The following is a 19231-nucleotide window of genomic DNA, read 5'->3' as shown; positions in this document are numbered from 1 at the left end:
GGCAGGACCGGCTCGGTGAGCCCGCCATTGACGATTTGGACACCCTCGTCGACCTGATCGTGGAGGAGGTCCTGCCGACCCGGGTACTGCACGGCCACGACGGCGATGCCGTCGTCGAGCCGTTCGGCCAGTGCGCGATATGCGGTAACCGAACCACCGCCCGGCGGGAGGCACAGCAGTTGGTGGCGCGGCGCGGGATGCGCTCGCAGCACCCGCAGCCAGTCCGTCGCAACCATGGCTCTGCCCACGTCGATCTCCTTCTCCGTTGAAAGATTCCTCACATTGCCCCGACCGCGATATCGGTCTGCCGACCGTGATGTTTCAGCCGAGATATGTTCCGTACCAATCCAGGACCCGTCGCCAGGCCTCGGCCGCGGCGGTCGGGTTGTAGCGGGGGCCGGTGTCGTTGAAGAAGGCGTGGTCCGCGTTCGGGGCGACGTAGATCTCGTGGGTGAGGCCAGCGCGGTCGAGTGCCGCTTCCGCGGTGGGTCGCGAGGCGATCACCCGTTCGTCCTTGGCGGCGTAGATGCCGAGCACCGCGGCCTTCGAGCCGGTCAGGTCCCCATTCTCCGGGAAGGGGCCGTAAAACGGAGTCGCCGCGGCAAGTGTCGGGGTGCCCGCGGCCAGTAGCAGCCAGACCAGACCGCCGCCGAAGCAAAACCCGGTGGCGCCGACCTTCTTTCCGGGCACCCGGCGCTCCAGTTCGGCGATTCCGGCCTGCAGATCGGCGGTGAACTGCTCCGGCGCGATCTTGCCGAGTTCGGCGGTGGCCGCCGCCGGATCTTTGAAGGCGGCGGTGCCGCCCAGCTCGGAGAGCAGGTCCACGGCCAGTGCGGAGTATCCGGCACCCGCGAAACGTCCTGTCACCGAACGGATATGGTCGGTGAGTCCCTTGTTCTCGTGGATGACCAGCACACTTCCGCGCGGCTGCGCGGTGGCCGCCCACGCAGCCTGTAGCTGACGACCGCCGGGGCCGGGAAAGGTGATCGCGGTGACCGCGACCGCGCCGTTCACCCCTGGCGGGGCCGCCGACGCCGCGGGTGTCGAGCCCGTCGACGCGGAGTTCGCCTGATCACCACTGCTCGAGCAGGCGGCGAGCAGGGCGACCGCCGCGGTGGCGCCGACCCCGAGCATTCCCAGTCGGCGCAGTGCTTCGCGGCGGCCGATCAATCCGTCGGCGTGATCGGTGGCAATCTCTTCGGCTATGTAACGCTGCAGCGGCGTCATGGCCCCGACCCTACTACTGCTGCACAACAGCTACTCTCGGTCTGGTGATTGCGCACGAACAGCTGGTCCGTGACTACGAAGCCGGAATCGGTGTCCCGGCCTCCGACACCACCCCCTCCGCCGATCCGGGCGGCTGTTTGGCTGCGACGCTGCCGGTTTGGGCGCTGGCCGCCGGTTCGGTGGCCGCGATGACGGCGGCGGCCAACCGCATACGCGACGTACACCACCTGAATCCGGTGGCGCACCGGCTCGATCCGGACCGGATCGCCGCCGCCTTCTCCAGTGAGCGGCTGCTGCGCATCGGCGGTGCGCCCGCGTCGGCATTCGCCGACCTATCCGGATTCTTCCCGACCTTCGACGGCTGGGTCCGCACCCACGCCAACTACCCGCATCATCGCGCGCGACTGCTCGCCGCGCTCGGACTCCCCGATGACGCGCCCGTCGATCTGACGGTCGCGCAGATGGCGATGAGCCGCGCCAGCGATGTGGAGGAACTCGCCGCCGCGCACGGCGCGATCGCGGTACAGGTGCGCACCGAAGCGGAGTGGGCGGCCAGTCCACAGGGGCAGGCCGCCGCATCAGGTCCGCTGGTGGCGATCGACACCCGGATCGATCGTGGCGAGATCGGCTTGCCGATCGGCGCATCGCCGTTGCAGCCATTGCGTGGCGTCCGGGTGCTCGATCTGACCCGCGTCATCGCCGGACCGGTGGCGACCAGAACACTGGCGCTGCTCGGTGCCGATGTGCTGCGGATCGACCCGCCGCGACTACCCGAAATCCCCTGGCAGTACCACGACACCTGCCAGGGGAAACGCTCGACGCTGCTCGATCTGCGTGCGCAGCTACCGGTGGTCAATGATCTGCTCGCCGCGGCCGATGTGCTGATCACCGGATATCGGCCCGGCGCGCTGGAACACGCCGGGCTGACCGCCGCCCGTCGTCCCGGCCTGGTGCACGGGCGGATATCGGCGTGGGGCGAATCCGGTCCCTGGGGTCAACGCCGCGGTTTCGACAGCATTGTGCAGGCCGCAGCCGGTATCTCGATCATCGAAGGCGCACCCGCGGTGCCCGGGGCGCTGCCCGCGCAGGCACTCGACCACGCCTCCGGCTATCTGCTCGCCGCCGGTGTGATCGATGCGCTCGTCGCCCGCGCCCATGACGGCATCGGACGCGACGTCCGAGTCGCGTTGGCGCGCACCGCGTCCTGGCTCCTCGACGCCTCCGGCCGCACCCCGCGGCATCCGCAGGCCACGGCGCCGAATCCGATGGCGGCGGTCACGCACGGCAATATCACCACCGCGGCGCCGGTGCTCGCCGAATATCCGGACTACGCCTGGCCCGCACCGCGGTACGGTGCGGACCGACCCGCTTGGCCCTTGCCAACGCGGTAGCACCTGCGCGGACCTGCTCCGGGCCGCGGAAAATTCGTTTGCGGTCGATCGGCGGTGGCCGATGAAACAGCAAGTGGCGGCGACGCTGCCCGAACGGCTCGGCGACGCAGTTCTGCTCGCGGCGCGCACGGCATTCCTGGACGGCGTGCACGGCACCGCGACCATTGCCGGCCTTGCCGCACTGGCACTTTCGGTGATCGCGGTGCCGCGGCTGCGGCACATCCCCGCCGGAGCGCCCCCGGATCAGTCCCGACCGGTCAGGACTCGCGGGCCAGAGCCGCGATGGCCTTGGCCAATCGGGCGCCGTCGGGCAGGTTGTTGCCACTGGTGATGGTCCACAGGATGCCGAGGCCCTGGGTCAGTACGAAATACAGTTCGGCGATCGCCTCTGCGGTGTCCTGATCCAGATCCGGGCGAGATTCCCGCAGCGCCCGACCGAGGTCGGTGTAGGCACCGGTCAGACTGTCGTCCATATAGGTCTTCGATTCCGGTGTGCGCGCGACCCGCACCAGATTCTCCAGACTGGCCAGCATGCCCTCGCGGTTGTCCTCGAAAACCTGCGGCATTCCGTCCCACAGCCGGATGAATGCCGCCAGCGGCGGCTGACCGGCGCCGTCGTGGACCAGCGCCTCCATCCGGTCACCGATATCGGTGCCGAGCGCCTGGGCCAGCGCCTCGGTGATCAGCCGATCCTTGGAGCCGAAGTGGTAGCCGATCGCGGCCAGGCTCACACCCGCCGCCGCGGCGATATCGCGGGCGGTCGTCTTTGCCACACCACGTTCGATAATGGCCTTACGCGCTCCCGCCAACAGGTCTTCTCGATTTCCCATGATCTCAGCCTACACTTGACTTAGACATTTGTACTAGACGTTCGTGCCATCTCTGTGTTAAACATTTGTCTGACACATTCGTCCGACAGATTGGCGCGGTCATGAGCACCACCAACACCCTCCACATCCTCATCAGCGGCGGAGGCATCGCTGGCAACGCGCTCGCGCTGCAGTTGCTGCGTGCGGGCATCCGCACCACCGTCGTAGAGCGCTCCCCCAAGCCGCGCCCCGGCGGTCAGGCCGTCGACCTGCGCGGGCCGAGCCGCGAGGTCGCCGAGCGGATGGGAATCATGCCGGGCATCCGCAAATACCAGCTCGACGAGCGCGGTATGGCCTACGTCGACGAACAGGGCCGGGAGTTCGCCCGGATGCCCGCAGAGATGTTCGACGGCAAGGGGCCGGTGGCCGAAATCGAGATCACCCGGGGCGATCTCAATCAGGTGCTGCTCACCGAGCTCGCCAGCACGGCAGGCGAACTCGACTACCGCTACGGCGAATGGATCGAGGGACTGCGGCAGGACGACACCGGGGTGGATGTCACCTTCGCATCGGGTCGCACCGAGCGCTTCGATCTGGTCGTCGGGGCCGACGGGGTGCATTCGGCGACCCGGCAGCTCGCCTTCGGCCCGGAGGAACAGTTCGTCACCTACCTCGGCGGGTACATGTCCTTCTTCACCATCCCGACGCCCGCCGGAACCGAGCCCGGCTGGTTCAAGATGCATACGGTGCCCAGCGCCGCGGTCGCGATTCGACCGGATGCCGATCCGGCAACCTCGAAGGCGATCATCACCGTGCGCACCGAAGCCGATCCGGCGCTGCACCGCGATGTGGCCGCGCAGCAGCGGTTCATCCACGACGCGCTGGCCGAAGCGGGATGGCAGGCGCCCGCCGTGCTGGACGCGATGAGCACCACCCCGGACTTCTACTTCGACATGCTGGCCCGCGTCGATATGCCGTCACTGTCCAACGGCCGGGTCACCCTGCTCGGCGATTCCGGCTTCTGCGGTTCCCCGATGACCGGCATGGGCACCGCGATGGCCATTGTCGGCGCGTACGTCCTGGCTGGTGAAATCGCCTCCGCCCCTGACGATCTCGCGAAGGCGCTGACCCGCTATGCGGAGATCGTCACGCCGTTCCTGGACAAGGCCAAGGAACTGCCCGGCGGTGGCATCAAGATGATGCTGCCGACCTCGCGCATCGGCACTCGCATGGCGCAGGTGAGCATGCGCCTGATGACCTCGCGACTGCTCCGGCCGGTGATGATGAAGATGATGACCGACACCGACGACTACGTGCTGCCCTCCTACTGAGCCTCACGGCTGAGCGACGGCATCGACTCGCTAGGCTCGACGGGTGCGGCAAAAGATCATTATGGACGTCGATACCGGTATCGATGATTCACTCGCGCTGCTGTACCTCCTCGCCTCCCCGGAGGCCGAGATCGTGGGAATCGCCGCCACCGCGGGCAATGTGCCCGCGCCGCAGGTGGCGGCGAACAATCTCGCCTGGCTCGATGTGTGCCGCGCACCCGATATCGAGGTTGCGCTCGGTGCCGCGACACCGCTCGCGATCCCGTTGCGCACCACCGAGGACACCCACGGGCCGCAGGGCGTCGGCTATGCGGAACTGCCGGAGTCTGCTCGATCGCTCTCGGCCCGGTCCGCGGCGCAGATGTGGGTCGATCTGGTGCGTGCGAGACCCGGCGAGATCATCGGGCTCTGCACTGGACCACTGACCAATCTCGCACTCGCCCTTCGGCTCGAACCACGATTGCCACTGCTGCTGCGGCGGCTGGTGATCATGGGCGGGGCCTTCAACCATCCCGGCAATACCACCCCGACCAACGAATGGAATGTGCACGTGGACCCGGAGGCGGCCAAGGAGGTCTTCGACGCCTTCGCCGCCGCCCCCGCCGATCGACGGCCCATTGTCTGCGCGCTCGATATCACCGAGACCATCGAAATGCGGCCCGAACATGTGGCCCAGCTCGCCGAGCGCGCGGGCAGCCTGCCCGTCGAGGTGGTTTCGGAGACCGATCCGCCGGAGGCCAGGTCGGCGACGAGCAATCCCATCGTGCGCCATTTCACCGATGCAGTCCGGTTCTATTTCGACTTCCACAAGCTCTACGACCAGGGCTATCTCGCGCATATGCACGATCCGTTCGCGGCGGCCGTCGCGCTGGATCCCGCACTCGCCAGCACTCGACCGGCAACGGTCGATGTGGAACTCGTCGGCACCCTTACGCGCGCGACGACGGTAGCGGACTGGGCTGGCATGTGGGGCCGGGAACCCAACGCCGACATTGTCATCGGCACCGAGCCCGATGTGTTCTTCGAGCGATTGATCACCAGGGTCGGCGACTTCGCTCGCGCGATCTATCCGGAAGGGGCGCAATGACAGGCGACGACAATACCTATCTCGCCGAGTTCCGCACCCGACTCGACCTGCCCGGAATCATCGATGTCCATACGCATTTCATGCCGGAGCAGGTGATGGCCAAGGTGTGGGCGTACTTCGATTCGGCCGGTCCGCTGGTCGGCCGGGAGTGGCCCATCGCCTACCGCGACGATGAACAGGTCCGATTGAAGACATTGCGCGGCTTCGGTGTTCGCGCATTCACCTCGCTGGTTTATCCCCATAGACCCGATATGGCGGCCTGGCTCAACGAATGGACCGCCGAATTCGCCGAGCGCACCCCGGATTGCCTGCACACCGCGACGTTCTATCCCGAACATTACGCCGACAGTTACGTGGAGGCGGCCATTGAACGCGGTGCCCGGATATTCAAGGTCCATGTGCAGGTCGGCGACTTCCATCCCGGTGATCCGCTGCTGAATCCGGTATGGGGCATGCTGGAGGATGCGCAGATACCGGCGCTGATCCACTGCGGCTCCGGTCCAGCACCCGGCGAATTCACCGGACCCGAGCCCATTGCCGGTCTGTTGCAGCGGTTTCCGCGCCTGCGACTCATCATCGCGCATATGGGCACACCCGAATACTCCGAATTCCTGGATCTGGCAGAGGAATACCCGGGGGTGTATCTGGACACGACGATGGTGTGGACCGATTTCACCGAGGCCGATGCCCCCTTCCCCACCTCGGAACACGGCAGGTTGCGCCACTTCGGTGACCGGATTCTGTTCGGCAGCGACTTCCCGAATATCCCGTATTCCTACGGGCATTCGATCTACTCGCTGGAACGCCTGGACCTGGGCGACGCCTGGCTACAACAGGTCTGCTACCGAAATGCCGCCCGGCTCTTCGGGATCCATTAGCACCTAGGCCCCTGCCACCGTGAATCTGGTCCGGCGGTGCGCGGGCCGCTCGGCCTCATCGAGCAGTGCTACCGCGAAATCCTCCATGGAGATGGTCGAGACGCCATCGGCGCGGGTGAGCAGTTCATCCGCGCCGACCCGGTAGCTGCCGGTGCGCTCCCCCGGCACCAGTTCGGCGGGCGGGCTCAGATACGTCCAGTCGGTGGCGGTTTCGGCGCGGCAAATGGCCAATTGGTCGGCGCAGGCCTGCGCGATGGCACGCAGTTCGACCGGGAAGTCCGGACTTTCGTGCAGGGTCAGCGGATCCGCGCCGGGCACGACCAGGGTGGCCGCGCCCCCGACCACTAGCAGCCGGACGCCGGTGCGCGCCAGACCGGATAGGAGCACCGAGGTGATTGCGGCTAGTTCCTGCTCGTGACCGGGTGCCGGGCGGGTCGCGGTGATCACCAGATCCCGGCCCGCGCTGAGCGATACGACATCGTCGAGATTCGCGGCGTCTCCGGTGCGCAGCGTCGCCGCGGCGGGCACCGCACGGGCCCGCGCGAGGTCCCGGACCACCGCGGTGACCTCATGGCCGCGGTCCAGCGCCTCGGCCACGACCCGACTTCCGACATCGCCCGCCGCTCCGAATACGGTGATACGCATGATGATTCGCCTTTCGTCGAGCTCGTAGATCACTTAGCTCTAAGAAACATAGCTTAGCGTTAAGTAATTTCCGCTTATGAGATACCTCACCGCTGAGGTATTCGCTAGGCTGCGGTCGTGACCGATCATGTCGAACGGGTGCTCGACCAATGGCGCACGCAGCGTCCCGACCTGGACGTCTCGCCGATGGCCGTGCTCGGCAGACTGACCAGACTGTCCCAGGTCGTCGGAACCGAGCTGCGCAAGACCTTCGCCGCGCACGGACTCGACGCCGCCTCCTTCGATGTCCTCGCCACCCTGCGCCGCAGCGACCCACCCCACCGCCTCACTCCCACCGAACTCATGCGCTCGGCCATGATCACCTCGGGCGGGGTCACCCAGCGCCTCGACCGCCTGGAGGAACGCGGCCTCGTCGCCCGCGCCCGCAGCGAATACGACGGGCGGGGCGTACACGTCACGCTCACCGAAGCGGGACGCGAACTCATCGATGCGGCACTGCCCGACCACGTCGCCACCGAGGCCCGCCTGCTCGAGCCCCTGACGCCCGCGCAACGCAAGCAGCTCGCATCCGCACTGCGCACCCTGCTCGAGGCACACGGCGATTCGGTCTGACGCTCAGGATCGGACTCGAGCCAACTCGTCTTGCGGTCGGAATCCACTCCACCGCAAGGAAATTGCAAATCAGCGGCGTTCATCCTCGATTGCCGAAGGATGATTCATTTTGCAACGATTCGTGACGCGGACATTTTCTAAATTTCGCAATCTACGTCGGAATCGTTAACCGGCGCGATCGCTTGCTGGCCGGGTCGGCCCATCGAGCGGATTTCTTATATTGCTGCCCGTTAACAGCGGACCGCCAACCGCAGAATTTAGTGGCAACGGTCACAATCGAGAGGAAAGGCATGTCCGAGTCCGAGAACAATTTGCAAGCCCCCGGTATCCCGGCAGCTGGTCCAGTGCAGCACGGCGCGCCCGCGGGACGGCCTGCGCCGAGCCGCCGTGGTCGCAGGGCTGTTGTGATCGGTGTCGTATCGCTGCTGGTGCTCGCTGGTGTCGGGGCGGGCACGTACTTCCCCGTTCGGGCGCATCTGGACCGGCCCACCGAGGAGGATCATGTCCGGGCCGCCGTTCGATCCGCCACGGCCGCACTGCAGGACGGCGATATCGGTCGGCTGCGCTCCGCATTCTGTGCCGAGTATTCGGAGGAGCTGTCGCAATTCTCGCCCGGACAGTTTGCCGCATTGATTCGATTGGACAACAACAAGAACGGTCGATTCACGATCGACGCGTTCGACACTGTCGAGGTTTCGGGTGATCGCGCACGCGCCTCGGTGTCCGGGCATATGGATCGTGGCGATATCGGCGCGCAGCACACCAGCTTCGCGCTGACCCGAATCAATGGTGACTGGAGACTGTGCAAGTGGCCGGAAGACGATCCCGCGACCAAGGCCGAACAGGAGCAGGCGGCCGCCGAGCAAGCGGTACGTGACGTCGTCACGAAGTTCTACAACGCGGTCGCGGACCGCGATCGTGAGCGGCTTGCCGCATTGAGCGACGGCCCCGTCGCTCAGAGCATCGTCGGCACCTCACCGGATCAGTTCGCGCGCACCCTGCGCAACTGGGGCACGCTCGAATCCGTCGACGAGGTGGTGATCCGCAGCGACTCGGCCAAGGTCACGGTCACCGGCAAGGACCGAGACGGCAGGTACGTCGCCGAGCTGACCCTGGAGCGGATCTTCGGCGAATGGAAGTTGTCCGACTCCGCGGAGATCAGCCGATGAGCCCGCACCCCGGCCCGGACGCACCGCCGCCGCCCACCGACCTTGCAATGCCGAAAGGACCCATCATGTGGACTCCACCCTCGCTCACGGAGCCGCTGTCGCCGATGCCGGATGTGCCCGCGAATCCCGTCGCACGCAAATTGCGGCGCTGGGCGCTCATCGCGCTGGGCAGCCTTGTTATCGTCGCGATCGCGGGCGGCGCGGCAGGCGGAAGCTACCTGCTCACCCGCCCGACGCAGTCCGGGCCGACCGCCGAAGTGCGGGTGCGCGCCGCCATCGACAACTACTACGCCGACTGGCAGCGCGGCGATCTGACGAAGGTCCGTGCCGACGTCACCGACGACGTGGCCAAGGCCGAATTCGATGTACCGCCGACCGCATTCGCCGACTACGTCAAGCAGGTGACGGCCCAGAACGGCCACTTCGTGGTCAATTGGTTCGATAACGTCGAGATCGACGGCGACCGCGCGCGGGTCGCCGTGACCGGCCACTCGATCGGTGGCGAGCGGGCCGATATCGGCGACGAGCATCCACGGATCGAACTGACCAGGATCGACGGCGCATGGCGGATCAGCAAGCTGCCCAGCGATCCCGCCGCGGAACGCAAACGGACCCAGCTGTCGGACGAGGCCGATGTGCAGCAGACGGTCCAGAATCTTTTCGATGCATCGGGCAGCGGCAATCTCGCTGCCGCACAACAGATTGCGGATATCAGTGCGGAGAACTTCACGGCGCTGCAGGGATTCGCGATCCGCTCCGTCGATCGGACCGTCGTCAACGGCGATTCGGCGAGTATCACGGTAACCATTCAGCGGGCCGATGTGACCCACCGCGTGACCTTCCAGCTCGAACGTATCGGCGGGCGGTGGCTGATTGTGGATTCCGCCGTGCTGAACACGGTCCAGGCCGGGAGTGCACACCGATGAACGCACGAACCTTGCGCCGGGGCCTGCTGGGGACGCTTATTGCGGTCACTGTGCTCGCCCTGGTCGCCGGGTGCGGCGACGACCCCGCCGCACCCGCGCGCGTCGGCTACGACGCGACCGAGGTCGCGGGTCTGACGGTCGCGGACGGTCCCAGCGGCCTGCGCGAGCATGTGCCACCGCCCGCGATCACGGTGGACGGATTCACCGGCACGCCGGTCGACCTGCTGGCAGCCGATGCGGTCGCCGATGTCGAGGACTACTGGCGCGTCCAGTACCCCAAGATATTCGGCCGCCAGTTCATACCCGTCGACCACCACGTCTCCTACGACTCCGACGATGCGGCCGCAAGCGTCTGCGGCGAATCCGTTACCGGTATGCCGAACGCCTTCTACACCAGCGACTGCAAGCAGGGCAGACTCATCGCGTGGGACCGCGGCCTGATTTCGATGTACGCCCGGCTCGGCGAGGAGACCGTCCCATACATTCTGGCCCACGAGTACGGACACGCGATCCAGGATCAGGCCAGGCTGGTCAACAATTCCACCACGACCGTCGTGCGTGAACAGCAGGCCGACTGCTTCGCCGGGGTCTACCTGAGATCCGTCGCCGAGGGCAAGTCGGCCCGCTTCGCCCTCAATACTGCCGACGGGCTGAACCGGGTGGTCGCCGCGGCAATGTCGTTGCGCGACGGCTACTACATCGGAACGATGCCGTCCGAGCACGGAAATGGATTCGAGCGGGCCAGCGCCCTGGAGCTCGGCATCACCGACGGCGCGGACGCCTGCAGCAGGATCGACGATGCCGAAATCGCGGCACGCCGCGGCAATCTGCCCGCCATATTCAGTTCCACCGAAACCGGCGAACAGGAGATCACCCGGGACTCGGTGCAAGCCCAGATCGATTTCGTCACCCAACTGTTCAAGCTGAAGGACAAGCCCAAAGTGGAATACACCGGCGCGATCCGGGGCTGCCCGGATGCGCACGAAACCACACCGGTCTCGTACTGCCCGTCCACCAACACCATCGGCATCGACCTGCCCGGGCTGGTGAAACGCGGGCGCAAGGTAGATAGCCTGGTGCCCAGTGGCGACTTCGATGCCTACGCACTGGTTGTCTCTCGCGTCCTGCTTCCGGTCGAAAAGGCTTCCGGCCGATCACTTTCCGAGCAGAGCACCGCACTGCATGTCGCGTGCTACACCGGCGTCTACACCGATGCCCTGGCCACGGGCGAGCAGCCGGAAAGCGCACTGTCCCAAGGTGATGTGGACGAAGCGCTGGCCGGGCTGCTGCGGGACGGGCTGGTCGCCAGCAACGTCGACGGCCTTTCGGTGCCCAGCGGATTCGCTCGCATCGAGGCCTATCAGCTGGGCCTGAAGCACGGTCGTACGGCCTGCGACAACACCTACACCGACGCGAGCTAGGCCACGATGCGCACTATGCGACGGGGCGGTACCGCTCCACGTGGGTGCCCGCGCCGACGACGCGGAGTGCGGTGCGCAGACCCCAATGGTTCATGCGATTCGTGATGATCCGGCCGCCCTGGGCCAGCGCGGCGAAGGCGGCGGTATCGCCATTGCCACCTGCCGAGCTGCGGATGCATCAGCCGCATCACCCCGGCCGCCGTACCGGGAAGCAGCGAACGCGCGTCAGCGGCATAGTGCCGCAGCAGCGAGTCGACCATCGGAACCTGCACAACCACGCTGTTGTCCGACCACGGCAAAGCGACTGAGACAGCGAATCAACGGCTGTCTCAGTCTCGATTGCGACTCGTCAGGTGCGGTCGAAGTGGAACGGACAGTGTGAACCGCCGAGGCCGATAGTGGTAGTCCGCTGGAAACGGAAGCCGAATGCCACCGCGGCCGTCGAGTTCGGCAACTCGTCAGTCGGTCAGGTCGATGCGGATGGTCAGGAGATTGGTGCCGAAGGCACGGACCATGGCGCTGTTCATCCGCGGGAGGGTGGCCAGGCGGGCGATTGCGTCGTCGTCGGGGAGCGGATGGGCGATGCCGTTGTGCCATCGGCCATCGATGCGTACGCGAACGGCGGGGTCCGCCTTGATATTTCGCACGTAGTCGGAGTGCTCGCCGTGGTTGGAGACCATCCAGAAATGCTCCCCCACCACCTTCCCGCCGACCGGTGTGCGCCGCGGTTCACCGGATTTGCGCCCGGTGGTTTCCAGCAGGATCTGGTCGCGCATGCGCGTGGTGATCGGGTTGGCGAGGCGGCGGTGGAAGGCGTGGTCGAGACGCAGTCGCCAGGAATTGTCAGCCGGTGTAGTCATGATGCGAGTGTTGTCGAGACTGTCAGTCTCGTCAAGGTAGGATCAGGCATGGCCGAAAACGCGAGTACCCGAGTGCACACCGGATCCCGCCGCAATGCGGCGGCGCGGGCGGCGATTCTGACCGCCGCCGCCGAACTCCTTGCCGAATACGGGAGTTCGGGTGTCACGGTGGACCGCATCGCGGCGCACGCGAGCGTCGGCCGTCAGACCATCTACCGCTGGTGGCCGTCCAAGGACGCGGTCCTACTCGACGCGCTGGTCCACTCGGCCGAACAGGCCGTCGCGATTCCCGATACCGGCACCCTGCGCGGCGATCTGGAAATCTTCCTGCGCGAGACCTTCGCCGCCGCACAGACCGAACGCAACCGCCAAGCCCTGATCGCCGCGGTCATGGCCGCCCAGGACGACGCGAACCTCGAACAGGCCCTGCGTGAATTCCTGGCCCGCCGCCGAACGGCACTGACCGAGGTCATCGAACAGAGCAGATCGCGCGGCGGGATCCCCGCCACCGCACCGGTCGAATTGGCCGTCGAACAGGCCTTCGGCGTGCTGTGGTACCGAATCCTGTTCCAGCCCAGCGCCCTACACGCCGAGGGTGCAGCCGAACTCGCCGGGGCGCTGACCGCCCAACTCGCTGCCGTCTAGCCGAAGACGGCCCCGATCTTGCCGAGAGCCAGGCTCAGCTATCGAAGGCGTCGAGAAGCTGTTCCGCGGCCAATGCGGCGGTCAGCGTGCCGTCACGCACCTGCTTCTCCACTTGCGCGCGAATGGCTTTGACGTTGGGGTTCTCGGCGAGACGGCGCAGGAGTTGGTCGTGCACCATGGTCCAGGTCCAATCGACCAACTGGCGGCGACGCTTTTCGGCGAATTCGCCCGCCTCGGTGAGGACGCGGCGGTGTTCGAGCACCGTATCCCAGAACTTGTCCAGCCCATGGCCTTCCAGCCCGCTCATGGTGAGCACCGGTGGACGCCAGAGCGCGTCGTGCGGATGGATGAGGCGCAGCGCCCCGGCCAGTTCGCGGGCGGCGGCCTTGGCCTCGATCTCGTGTTTGCCATCGGCCTTATTGACCGCGACCAGATCGGCGAGTTCGAGGACGCCCTTCTTGATGCCCTGCAACTGATCTCCGGTGCGGGCCAGGGTGAGGAAGCAGAACACGTCGACCATATTCGCGACGGTCACCTCGGACTGGCCGACACCGACGGTTTCCACCAGGATCACGTCATAGCCCGCGGCCTCGAGCAGCACGATCGTTTCACGGGTCGCCTTGGCGACGCCGCCGAGCGTGCCCGCGGTCGGCGACGGACGGATATAGGCATTGCGCTCCAACGACAGTCGCGCCATGCGGGTCTTGTCACCGAGGATGGAACCCCCGGTGCGGGTGGAGGACGGGTCGACGGCGAGCACCGCGACCCGATGCCCCTTGCCGATCAGATCCATGCCGAGGGCATCGATGAAGGTCGACTTGCCGACGCCGGGAACACCGGTGATACCAACACGATTCGAGGTGACGGTATCGGTGGGCGGGGTCAGTTGCAGCAGCAATTGCTGTGCGAGCTCCCGATGATCGGCCCTGGTCGATTCGACCAGGGTGATGGCCCGGGCAATGGCGGCCCGCTCCTGAGAGCGGACCGCCTGCGCGAGTGCATCGATGTCAATGACGCGCTTCGACCCGGCCGTCACCCGGCTACCCCCATCGAATCGCTACGCGACGCTGGAAGCCCACCCGTCGCCCGACCACCGCCCCCCATCGAACCGCTGCGCGATGCTGGAATCATTCGCCGCTGCCGCCGCCGATCTCGTGACCGAGTTCGCCCGCCAACTTCTTCAGCAGATCGATCGCGGCGTCCGCGATCACGGTGCCGGGCGGGAAGATCGCCGCCGCACCCGCCGCGTACAGCTCTTCGAAATCACCGGGCGGGATGACACCGCCGACGATGACCATGATGTCGGGACGCCCGACATCGGCCAGTGCCTGCCGCAAGGCGGGCACCAGCGTGAGGTGGCCAGCCGCCAGCGAGGACACACCGACGACGTGCACGTCGTTATCGGCCGCCTGCTGCGCCACCTCTTCCGGGGTCTGGAACAGCGGGCCCACGTCGACATCGAAGCCGAGGTCGGCGAAGGCCGTCGCGATCACCTTCTGTCCTCGGTCGTGCCCGTCCTGGCCCATCTTCGCGACCAGGATGCGCGGTCGACGGCCCTCCGCATCGGCGAACTCCTCGACGAGTTCGATCGCCTTGCTGATATTGGTCACCTTCCCGGCCTCGTCGCGGTACACACCGGAGAGGGTACGGATCTCGGCCTGGTGGCGGCCGTACACCTGCTCCAGCGCGTCGGAGATCTCGCCGACGGTGGCCTTGGCCCGAGCGGCATTGATGGCCAACGCCAGCAGGTTGTTCTCCATGCCACCCTCGGCTGGGGCCGTCGGGTCGCTCCGCAGGCTCCGCTCCCAGGCTGCCGCACGGGTCAATTCGGCCAGCGCCCGCTCGACCTCACCCGCATCACGTTCGGCCCGAAGCCGATTCAGCTTCTCGATCTGCTCGGCCCGCACCCGCGAATTCTCGACCTTGAGGACCTCGACCTGCTGATCCTCTTCGACCTGGTACTTGTTCACGCCGATAACCGGCTGCTGGCCGGTATCGATGCGCGCCTGGGTGCGCGCGGCGGCCTCCTCGATGCGCAGCTTCGGGATGCCCTCGCCGATCGCCTGCGCCATCCCGCCGTGCGCCTCCACCTCGGCGATATGCGCGCGGGCCCGGTTGGCCAGCTGGTGGGTGAGCCATTCGACGTAATACGAACCGCCCCAGGGATCGATCGGCCGCGTAGTGTTGGACTCCTGTTGGATCAGCAGCTGGGTATTGCGCGCGATGCGCGCGGAGAAGTCCGTGGGCAGGGCCAGCGCCTCATCGAGGGCGTTGGTGTGCAGCGACTGGGTATGGCCCTGGGTCGCGGCCATGGCCTCGATGCAGGTGCGCGCCACATTGTTGTAGGCGTCCTGCGCGGTCAGCGACCACCCGGAGGTCTGCGAATGGGTGCGCAGCGATAGCGATTTCGCACTCTTCGGTTCGAACTTCGCGACCAGTTCGCTCCAGAGCAGCCGTCCCGCACGGAGTTTGGCGACCTCCATGAAGAAGTTCATGCCGATGGCCCAGAAGAACGACAGCCGCGGCGCGAACTTGTCGACCTCCATACCAGCGTCGATACCCGCACGGATGTACTCGACGCCGTCGGCGAGGGTGTAGGCCAGCTCTAGATCGGCCGTGGCTCCGGCCTCTTGAATGTGGTAGCCGGAGATGGAGATCGAATTGAACTTCGGCATCTTCGCGCTGGTGTAGGCGAAGATATCGGAGATGATCCGCATCGAGGGCTTGGGCGGATAGATGTAGGTATTGCGGACCATGAACTCCTTCAGAATGTCGTTCTGAATGGTTCCGGCCAGCTGTTCCGGCGCGACGCCCTGCTCCTCGGCCGCGACGACATAGAGCGCGAGAATCGGCAGCACCGCACCGTTCATGGTCATCGACACACTCACCTGGTCCAGCGGGATGTGGTCGAAGAGCTGACGCATATCGAGAATGGAATCGATGGCGACACCGGCCATGCCGACATCACCCTGTACGCGCGGGTGATCGGAGTCGTAGCCGCGGTGCGTCGCCAGATCGAAGGCGACCGAAAGACCCTTCTGGCCCGCCTGCAAGTTGCGGCGGTAGAAGGCATTCGAGTCCGCGGCGGTGGAGAAGCCCGCGTACTGGCGAATGGTCCACGGCTGGTTGACGTACATGGTCGGGTACGGACCGCGCACGAACGGGGCGATACCGGGCACGCTGTCGAGCGGATACCCCTCGGCGGCAATGGCATCGCGATCGGCCTTGGTGAAAACCGGTGGCACGTCGATGCCCTCGGGCGTCGACCACACCAGCTGTTCAGGCGTGTAGTTGTTCGCCTCGGCGGCGGCGCGCACGTACGCGTCGACCTGCGCGGCGTCCACCTCGGCGGGTTCGGCCGGACGCTCGGACAGCGGCACCTCGGCGAAACTGCCGATCCGATGTTCGATACCACCCGGTTCGTCGATGTGCCCCGGGTTGTCGATATGACTCAGTGTCATCAGGCTCCCACCTTCTCCAGCAGGTCGGACAGTGCGGCGACCGCATCGATGCGGGCCGCGAGATAGCCGTCCGGGCGCTGTGCACCGCTCAGCTCGGCAACGGCCTTTTCCGCACCGGCCAGCAGTACCGTCTCGATTCCGGCGGCGCGCAACTGTTCGACGGCTGCACCCGCCTGTTCGCCATAGCGCTTGTCCGAACCACACAGTACGGCGATCGTGGCACCGGATTCCGTTGCGGCCGTACCGATTCCGGCCACCTCCAACGGACCCGGATGCACCGCTTCGATACCGCCGGAGGCCAGCAGGTTCGCGATGAACGTCACCCGCACGTTGTGCTCGGCCACCGTGCCGAGCGGCACCAGCAGCGCACGCGGGCGCGCACCCTTGGCCGCCAGGTAGGCATCCGAGCGATTGCGCAGCGCCTCGAAGGCTGCGCCGTAGCGGGCCACCTGCCCGGCCGCCCGCGCGGCTTCCGACAGCGGTGCCTCGGCCAGATTGGGGAATTCGTTCACGCCGGTGACCGCCGTCTTGCGGTGGGCCACATCGGCACCCCGGGCCGACCGGGTGGCGGCGATGCGCTCGGCGAGCAGGCCGGAATCCAGTGCGGTCGCATATCCACCCGCCGCCTCGATCTCCTGCATGAACTCCCATGCCTTGGCAGCGAGCGCGGCGGTGAGATCCTCCACGTACCAGGAGCCAGCACCCGGATCCTGCACATGTCCGAGATGCGACTCCTCGAGCAACAGCAGCTGGGTATTGCGCGCCATGCGGTCCGCGAACGACTTCGAGACACCGAGCTCGCCCGGCGGCAATGCCGAATCGAAGGGCAGCACGGTCACCGTATCCGCGCCGCCGACGCCGGCGCCGAATGCGGCGAGGGTGGTGCGCAGCATATTCACCCAGGGGTCGCGCTGGGTCATCATGGCCGCGGAGGTCACCGCGTGCTGGGGTGCGTCACCGAAGGTGGGCGCACCACACACATGCGCGACACGGGCCCAGAGTTGGCGGGCCGCACGGAATTTCGCGATGGTGGCGAATTGGTCGTCGGTCGCGGCGAAGCGGAATGCCAACTGGTCGAAGGCATCCGCAATATCGTGTTCGGCGGTGAGCGCGCGTAGATAGGCCAGACCCGCGGCCACCGCGGCACCGAGTTCCTGTGCGTCCGAGGCACCGGCATTGTGAAAGACGGTGCCGTCCACGGTGATAGCGCGCACGGTTTCCGACCGCGCCACCGCGGCACCGGCCAAGGCGATCGCCTCGGCCAGCTCGACATCGGCGGTTCCGGCGAAGCGACTGGTCAGCGGGGCCGCACCGAGTGCCACCTGGATACCGGCCCGGTCGGCCACCTGGTAGCCGTCGAGCACCGCGAAAACCTGTTGGGCCGCATCGGAAGCCGCGGTACCGGCATCGAGGGTCAGCGGCGCCAGTTCGAAAAGCAGCCCCGACAGCGCCGCGGGCAGTTCGGCGACCGGAACACCCCGCTCGCCGACGGCAAGCCACAGTGCGCTGATCCCGTTCTCCAGACCCGCGAGGATCTCACGATTCGCTGTGGCGCCATCTCGTGCATCGACTAAAGCGCCCACATACCAGCCGCGATGCACGTCTCGGGTGGCGTCGCGGCCACGCACGAATGGATATTCGCCCGGCAGCGGCAGTTCGGCCCGCTCGTCCCGGCGGGTGTACAGCGGGGCGATGGTCAGCCCGTCGTAGGTCTTTTCCTCGAGCAGCTTCTCGGGCTCCTCGGGAAGTTCGGCGACCCCGACCCGGCTGGCCTTCGCCAGCACCCCGGCCACACCCTTGCGCCATGCGGCATAGTCGGGAACGTCCGGCCGTTCCGCGGGCTCCGCTCCGGCCACCGGCTCTGAAGCAATCGGCATAGCTGCTGTTCCTCTTCTCCTCGACGCACGCCTTGCGTGCGCCCGAAACCGTTGCATTCGCCCAGCTCAGCGAGCACATCAGTTAACGAGCATTCGTCCCGTTTCTTTTGATGCTAGCGGCAGCGCGGCAGCCGGTTGACCGTGGCCGCCACTACCAACCGGTAACCTTTCGCGGGTGACAAGGCTGATCCGTGACCCACGCGTCGTCGCTCTGCTCGTCGGCGGCGCGGCGCTGTTCATCGCGGCGATGCTGGCCCCGCTGCCGACGCCACAGCAGATGCAGGACTGGGCCGCCTCGGTCGGTCCCATCTTCCCGCTGCTGTTCTTCGTGGTCCACGCGCTGGTCACGGTGGCGCCGGTACCGCGAACGGTGCTCACGGTGAGCGCGGGCGTCCTGTTCGGCCCGGCGCTCGGCATCGTCCTGGCCGCCTCCGCGACGACCGTGAGTGCCGCACTGGCCATTCTGCTCGTTCGTGCCCTCGACCGCGACCGCGTCGCCGCCCACCTCACCCACCCGGCGGTGCGCTCCATCGATGAGCGCCTCGAACGCCGCGGCTGGCTCGCCGTCGGCTCGCTGCGCCTGATCGCCTTCGCCCCGTTCTCGGTCATCAACTACAGCTGCGGGCTTTCCTCGATCCAGTTCTGGCCCTACATGATCGCCACCGTCATCGGCATCCTCCCCGGCACCATCGGCACCGTCATCCTCGGTGACGCCCTCACCGGCGGTACCCATCCAGGGATGCTGGTGGTCTCCGGAGCGCTGATCGCCATCGGCATTATCGGGCTGATAGTCGATGCGCGCTGGTCGCAAACCCATCAGCCAGCTCAGGAACCCACCACCGCGGCACCAGCCTCGAGCACCGACTGATCGAATACCCGCGCGCGACACCAC

General features: G+C 66.7%; 18 protein-coding genes. 10 read left to right on the top strand and 8 right to left on the bottom strand.

The window, feature by feature from the left end; all coding sequences use genetic code 11:
- The coding region (locus ABZW16_RS19370) for a thioesterase domain-containing protein (RefSeq protein ID WP_354957297.1) at nt 1-248 on the bottom strand (248 nt) is incomplete at its 3' end.
- 73 nt (nt 249-321) lie between these two features.
- Nucleotides 322-1227: a dienelactone hydrolase family protein gene (locus ABZW16_RS19365; RefSeq protein WP_354957295.1), complete on the bottom strand. Its 906-nt coding sequence runs from the start codon at nt 1225-1227 to the stop codon at nt 322-324.
- Nucleotides 1228-1271: 44 nt separating this feature from the next.
- Here ABZW16_RS19365 and ABZW16_RS19360 point away from each other — a divergent pair, with 44 nt between their 5' ends.
- Entirely contained in the window at nt 1272-2618 is a 1347-nt protein-coding gene (locus ABZW16_RS19360) for a CoA transferase (protein ID WP_354957293.1), read from the top strand.
- Nucleotides 2619-2875: 257 nt separating this feature from the next.
- Here ABZW16_RS19360 and ABZW16_RS19355 read toward each other — a convergent pair whose 3' ends face one another.
- Entirely contained in the window at nt 2876-3448 is a 573-nt protein-coding gene (locus ABZW16_RS19355) for a TetR/AcrR family transcriptional regulator (protein WP_354957292.1), read from the bottom strand.
- A 101-nt stretch (nt 3449-3549) separates the two neighbouring features.
- On the opposite strand from ABZW16_RS19355, the gene ABZW16_RS19350 reads away from it, so the two are divergent.
- The 3 genes from ABZW16_RS19350 to ABZW16_RS19340 all read left to right on the top strand — a co-directional run bounded on the left by ABZW16_RS19350 (nt 3550) and on the right by ABZW16_RS19340 (nt 6723).
- Nucleotides 3550-4758: an FAD-dependent monooxygenase gene (locus tag ABZW16_RS19350; RefSeq protein WP_354957290.1), complete on the top strand. Its 1209-nt coding sequence runs from the start codon at nt 3550-3552 to the stop codon at nt 4756-4758.
- A gap of 61 nt (nt 4759-4819) precedes the next feature.
- The gene (locus tag ABZW16_RS19345; RefSeq protein WP_354957300.1) at nt 4820-5845 is read left to right on the top strand and encodes a nucleoside hydrolase; all 1026 of its coding nucleotides are present in this window, start codon (nt 4820-4822) and stop codon (nt 5843-5845) included.
- Nucleotides 5842-6723: an amidohydrolase family protein gene (locus ABZW16_RS19340; protein WP_354957289.1), complete on the top strand. Its 882-nt coding sequence runs from the start codon at nt 5842-5844 to the stop codon at nt 6721-6723. The genes ABZW16_RS19345 and ABZW16_RS19340 overlap by 4 nt, the downstream gene beginning before the upstream one ends.
- 3 nt (nt 6724-6726) lie before the next feature.
- On the opposite strand, the gene ABZW16_RS19335 is transcribed toward ABZW16_RS19340, so the two are convergent.
- The gene (locus ABZW16_RS19335; RefSeq protein ID WP_354957288.1) at nt 6727-7368 is read right to left on the bottom strand and encodes an NAD(P)H-binding protein; all 642 of its coding nucleotides are present in this window, start codon (nt 7366-7368) and stop codon (nt 6727-6729) included.
- Between the two features lie 117 nt (nt 7369-7485).
- Between ABZW16_RS19335 and ABZW16_RS19330 the strand changes: the two genes are divergently transcribed.
- From ABZW16_RS19330 to ABZW16_RS19315, 4 genes are all read left to right on the top strand, one after another.
- Nucleotides 7486-7980 (top strand): MarR family transcriptional regulator, encoded by a 495-nt coding sequence (locus ABZW16_RS19330; protein WP_354957287.1) that lies wholly within the window; start codon nt 7486-7488, stop codon nt 7978-7980.
- 290 nt (nt 7981-8270) lie between these two features.
- Nucleotides 8271-9149: a hypothetical protein gene (locus ABZW16_RS19325; RefSeq protein ID WP_354957286.1), complete on the top strand. Its 879-nt coding sequence runs from the start codon at nt 8271-8273 to the stop codon at nt 9147-9149.
- A gap of 65 nt (nt 9150-9214) precedes the next feature.
- Nucleotides 9215-10075: a hypothetical protein gene (locus tag ABZW16_RS19320; protein ID WP_354957285.1), complete on the top strand. Its 861-nt coding sequence runs from the start codon at nt 9215-9217 to the stop codon at nt 10073-10075.
- Complete coding sequence (locus tag ABZW16_RS19315; protein WP_354957284.1) at nt 10072-11496, top strand: neutral zinc metallopeptidase; 1425 nt, start codon at nt 10072-10074, stop codon at nt 11494-11496. Before ABZW16_RS19320 ends, ABZW16_RS19315 begins: the two co-directional genes overlap by 4 nt.
- Nucleotides 11497-11954: 458 nt before the next feature.
- Here the strand turns inward: ABZW16_RS19315 and ABZW16_RS19310 are convergent, their stop codons facing one another.
- A complete protein-coding gene (locus ABZW16_RS19310; RefSeq protein WP_354957283.1) occupies nt 11955-12356 on the bottom strand; it encodes a nitroreductase/quinone reductase family protein in 402 nt (133 codons plus the stop codon).
- A gap of 48 nt (nt 12357-12404) precedes the next feature.
- Between ABZW16_RS19310 and ABZW16_RS19305 the strand changes: the two genes are divergently transcribed.
- Nucleotides 12405-13001: a TetR/AcrR family transcriptional regulator gene (locus tag ABZW16_RS19305; protein WP_354957282.1), complete on the top strand. Its 597-nt coding sequence runs from the start codon at nt 12405-12407 to the stop codon at nt 12999-13001.
- A 34-nt stretch (nt 13002-13035) separates the two neighbouring features.
- On the opposite strand, the gene meaB is transcribed toward ABZW16_RS19305, so the two are convergent.
- The 3 genes from meaB to ABZW16_RS19290 all read right to left on the bottom strand — a co-directional run bounded on the left by meaB (nt 13036) and on the right by ABZW16_RS19290 (nt 18339).
- Nucleotides 13036-14037, bottom strand: a complete 1002-nt coding sequence (gene meaB / locus ABZW16_RS19300) for a methylmalonyl Co-A mutase-associated GTPase MeaB (protein ID WP_354957281.1) — start codon at nt 14035-14037, stop codon at nt 13036-13038.
- A 91-nt stretch (nt 14038-14128) separates the two neighbouring features.
- Nucleotides 14129-16462 (bottom strand): methylmalonyl-CoA mutase, encoded by a 2334-nt coding sequence (gene scpA / locus ABZW16_RS19295; protein ID WP_354957280.1) that lies wholly within the window; start codon nt 16460-16462, stop codon nt 14129-14131.
- Nucleotides 16462-18339, bottom strand: coding sequence for a methylmalonyl-CoA mutase family protein (locus ABZW16_RS19290; RefSeq protein WP_354957279.1), 1878 nt, complete (start codon nt 18337-18339; stop codon nt 16462-16464). The genes scpA and ABZW16_RS19290 overlap by 1 nt, the downstream gene beginning before the upstream one ends.
- A 175-nt stretch (nt 18340-18514) precedes the next feature.
- On the opposite strand from ABZW16_RS19290, the gene ABZW16_RS19285 reads away from it, so the two are divergent.
- Nucleotides 18515-19207: a TVP38/TMEM64 family protein gene (locus ABZW16_RS19285; RefSeq protein ID WP_354957278.1), complete on the top strand. Its 693-nt coding sequence runs from the start codon at nt 18515-18517 to the stop codon at nt 19205-19207.
- Nucleotides 19208-19231: the final 24 nt, after the last annotated feature.

Source organism: Nocardia sp. NPDC004604 (assembly GCF_040609795.1).
GTDB lineage: Bacteria > Actinomycetota > Actinomycetes > Mycobacteriales > Mycobacteriaceae > Nocardia.
The sequence above is the reverse complement of the archived record's forward strand: the minus strand, read 5'-3'. Positions and strand labels throughout refer to the sequence as shown.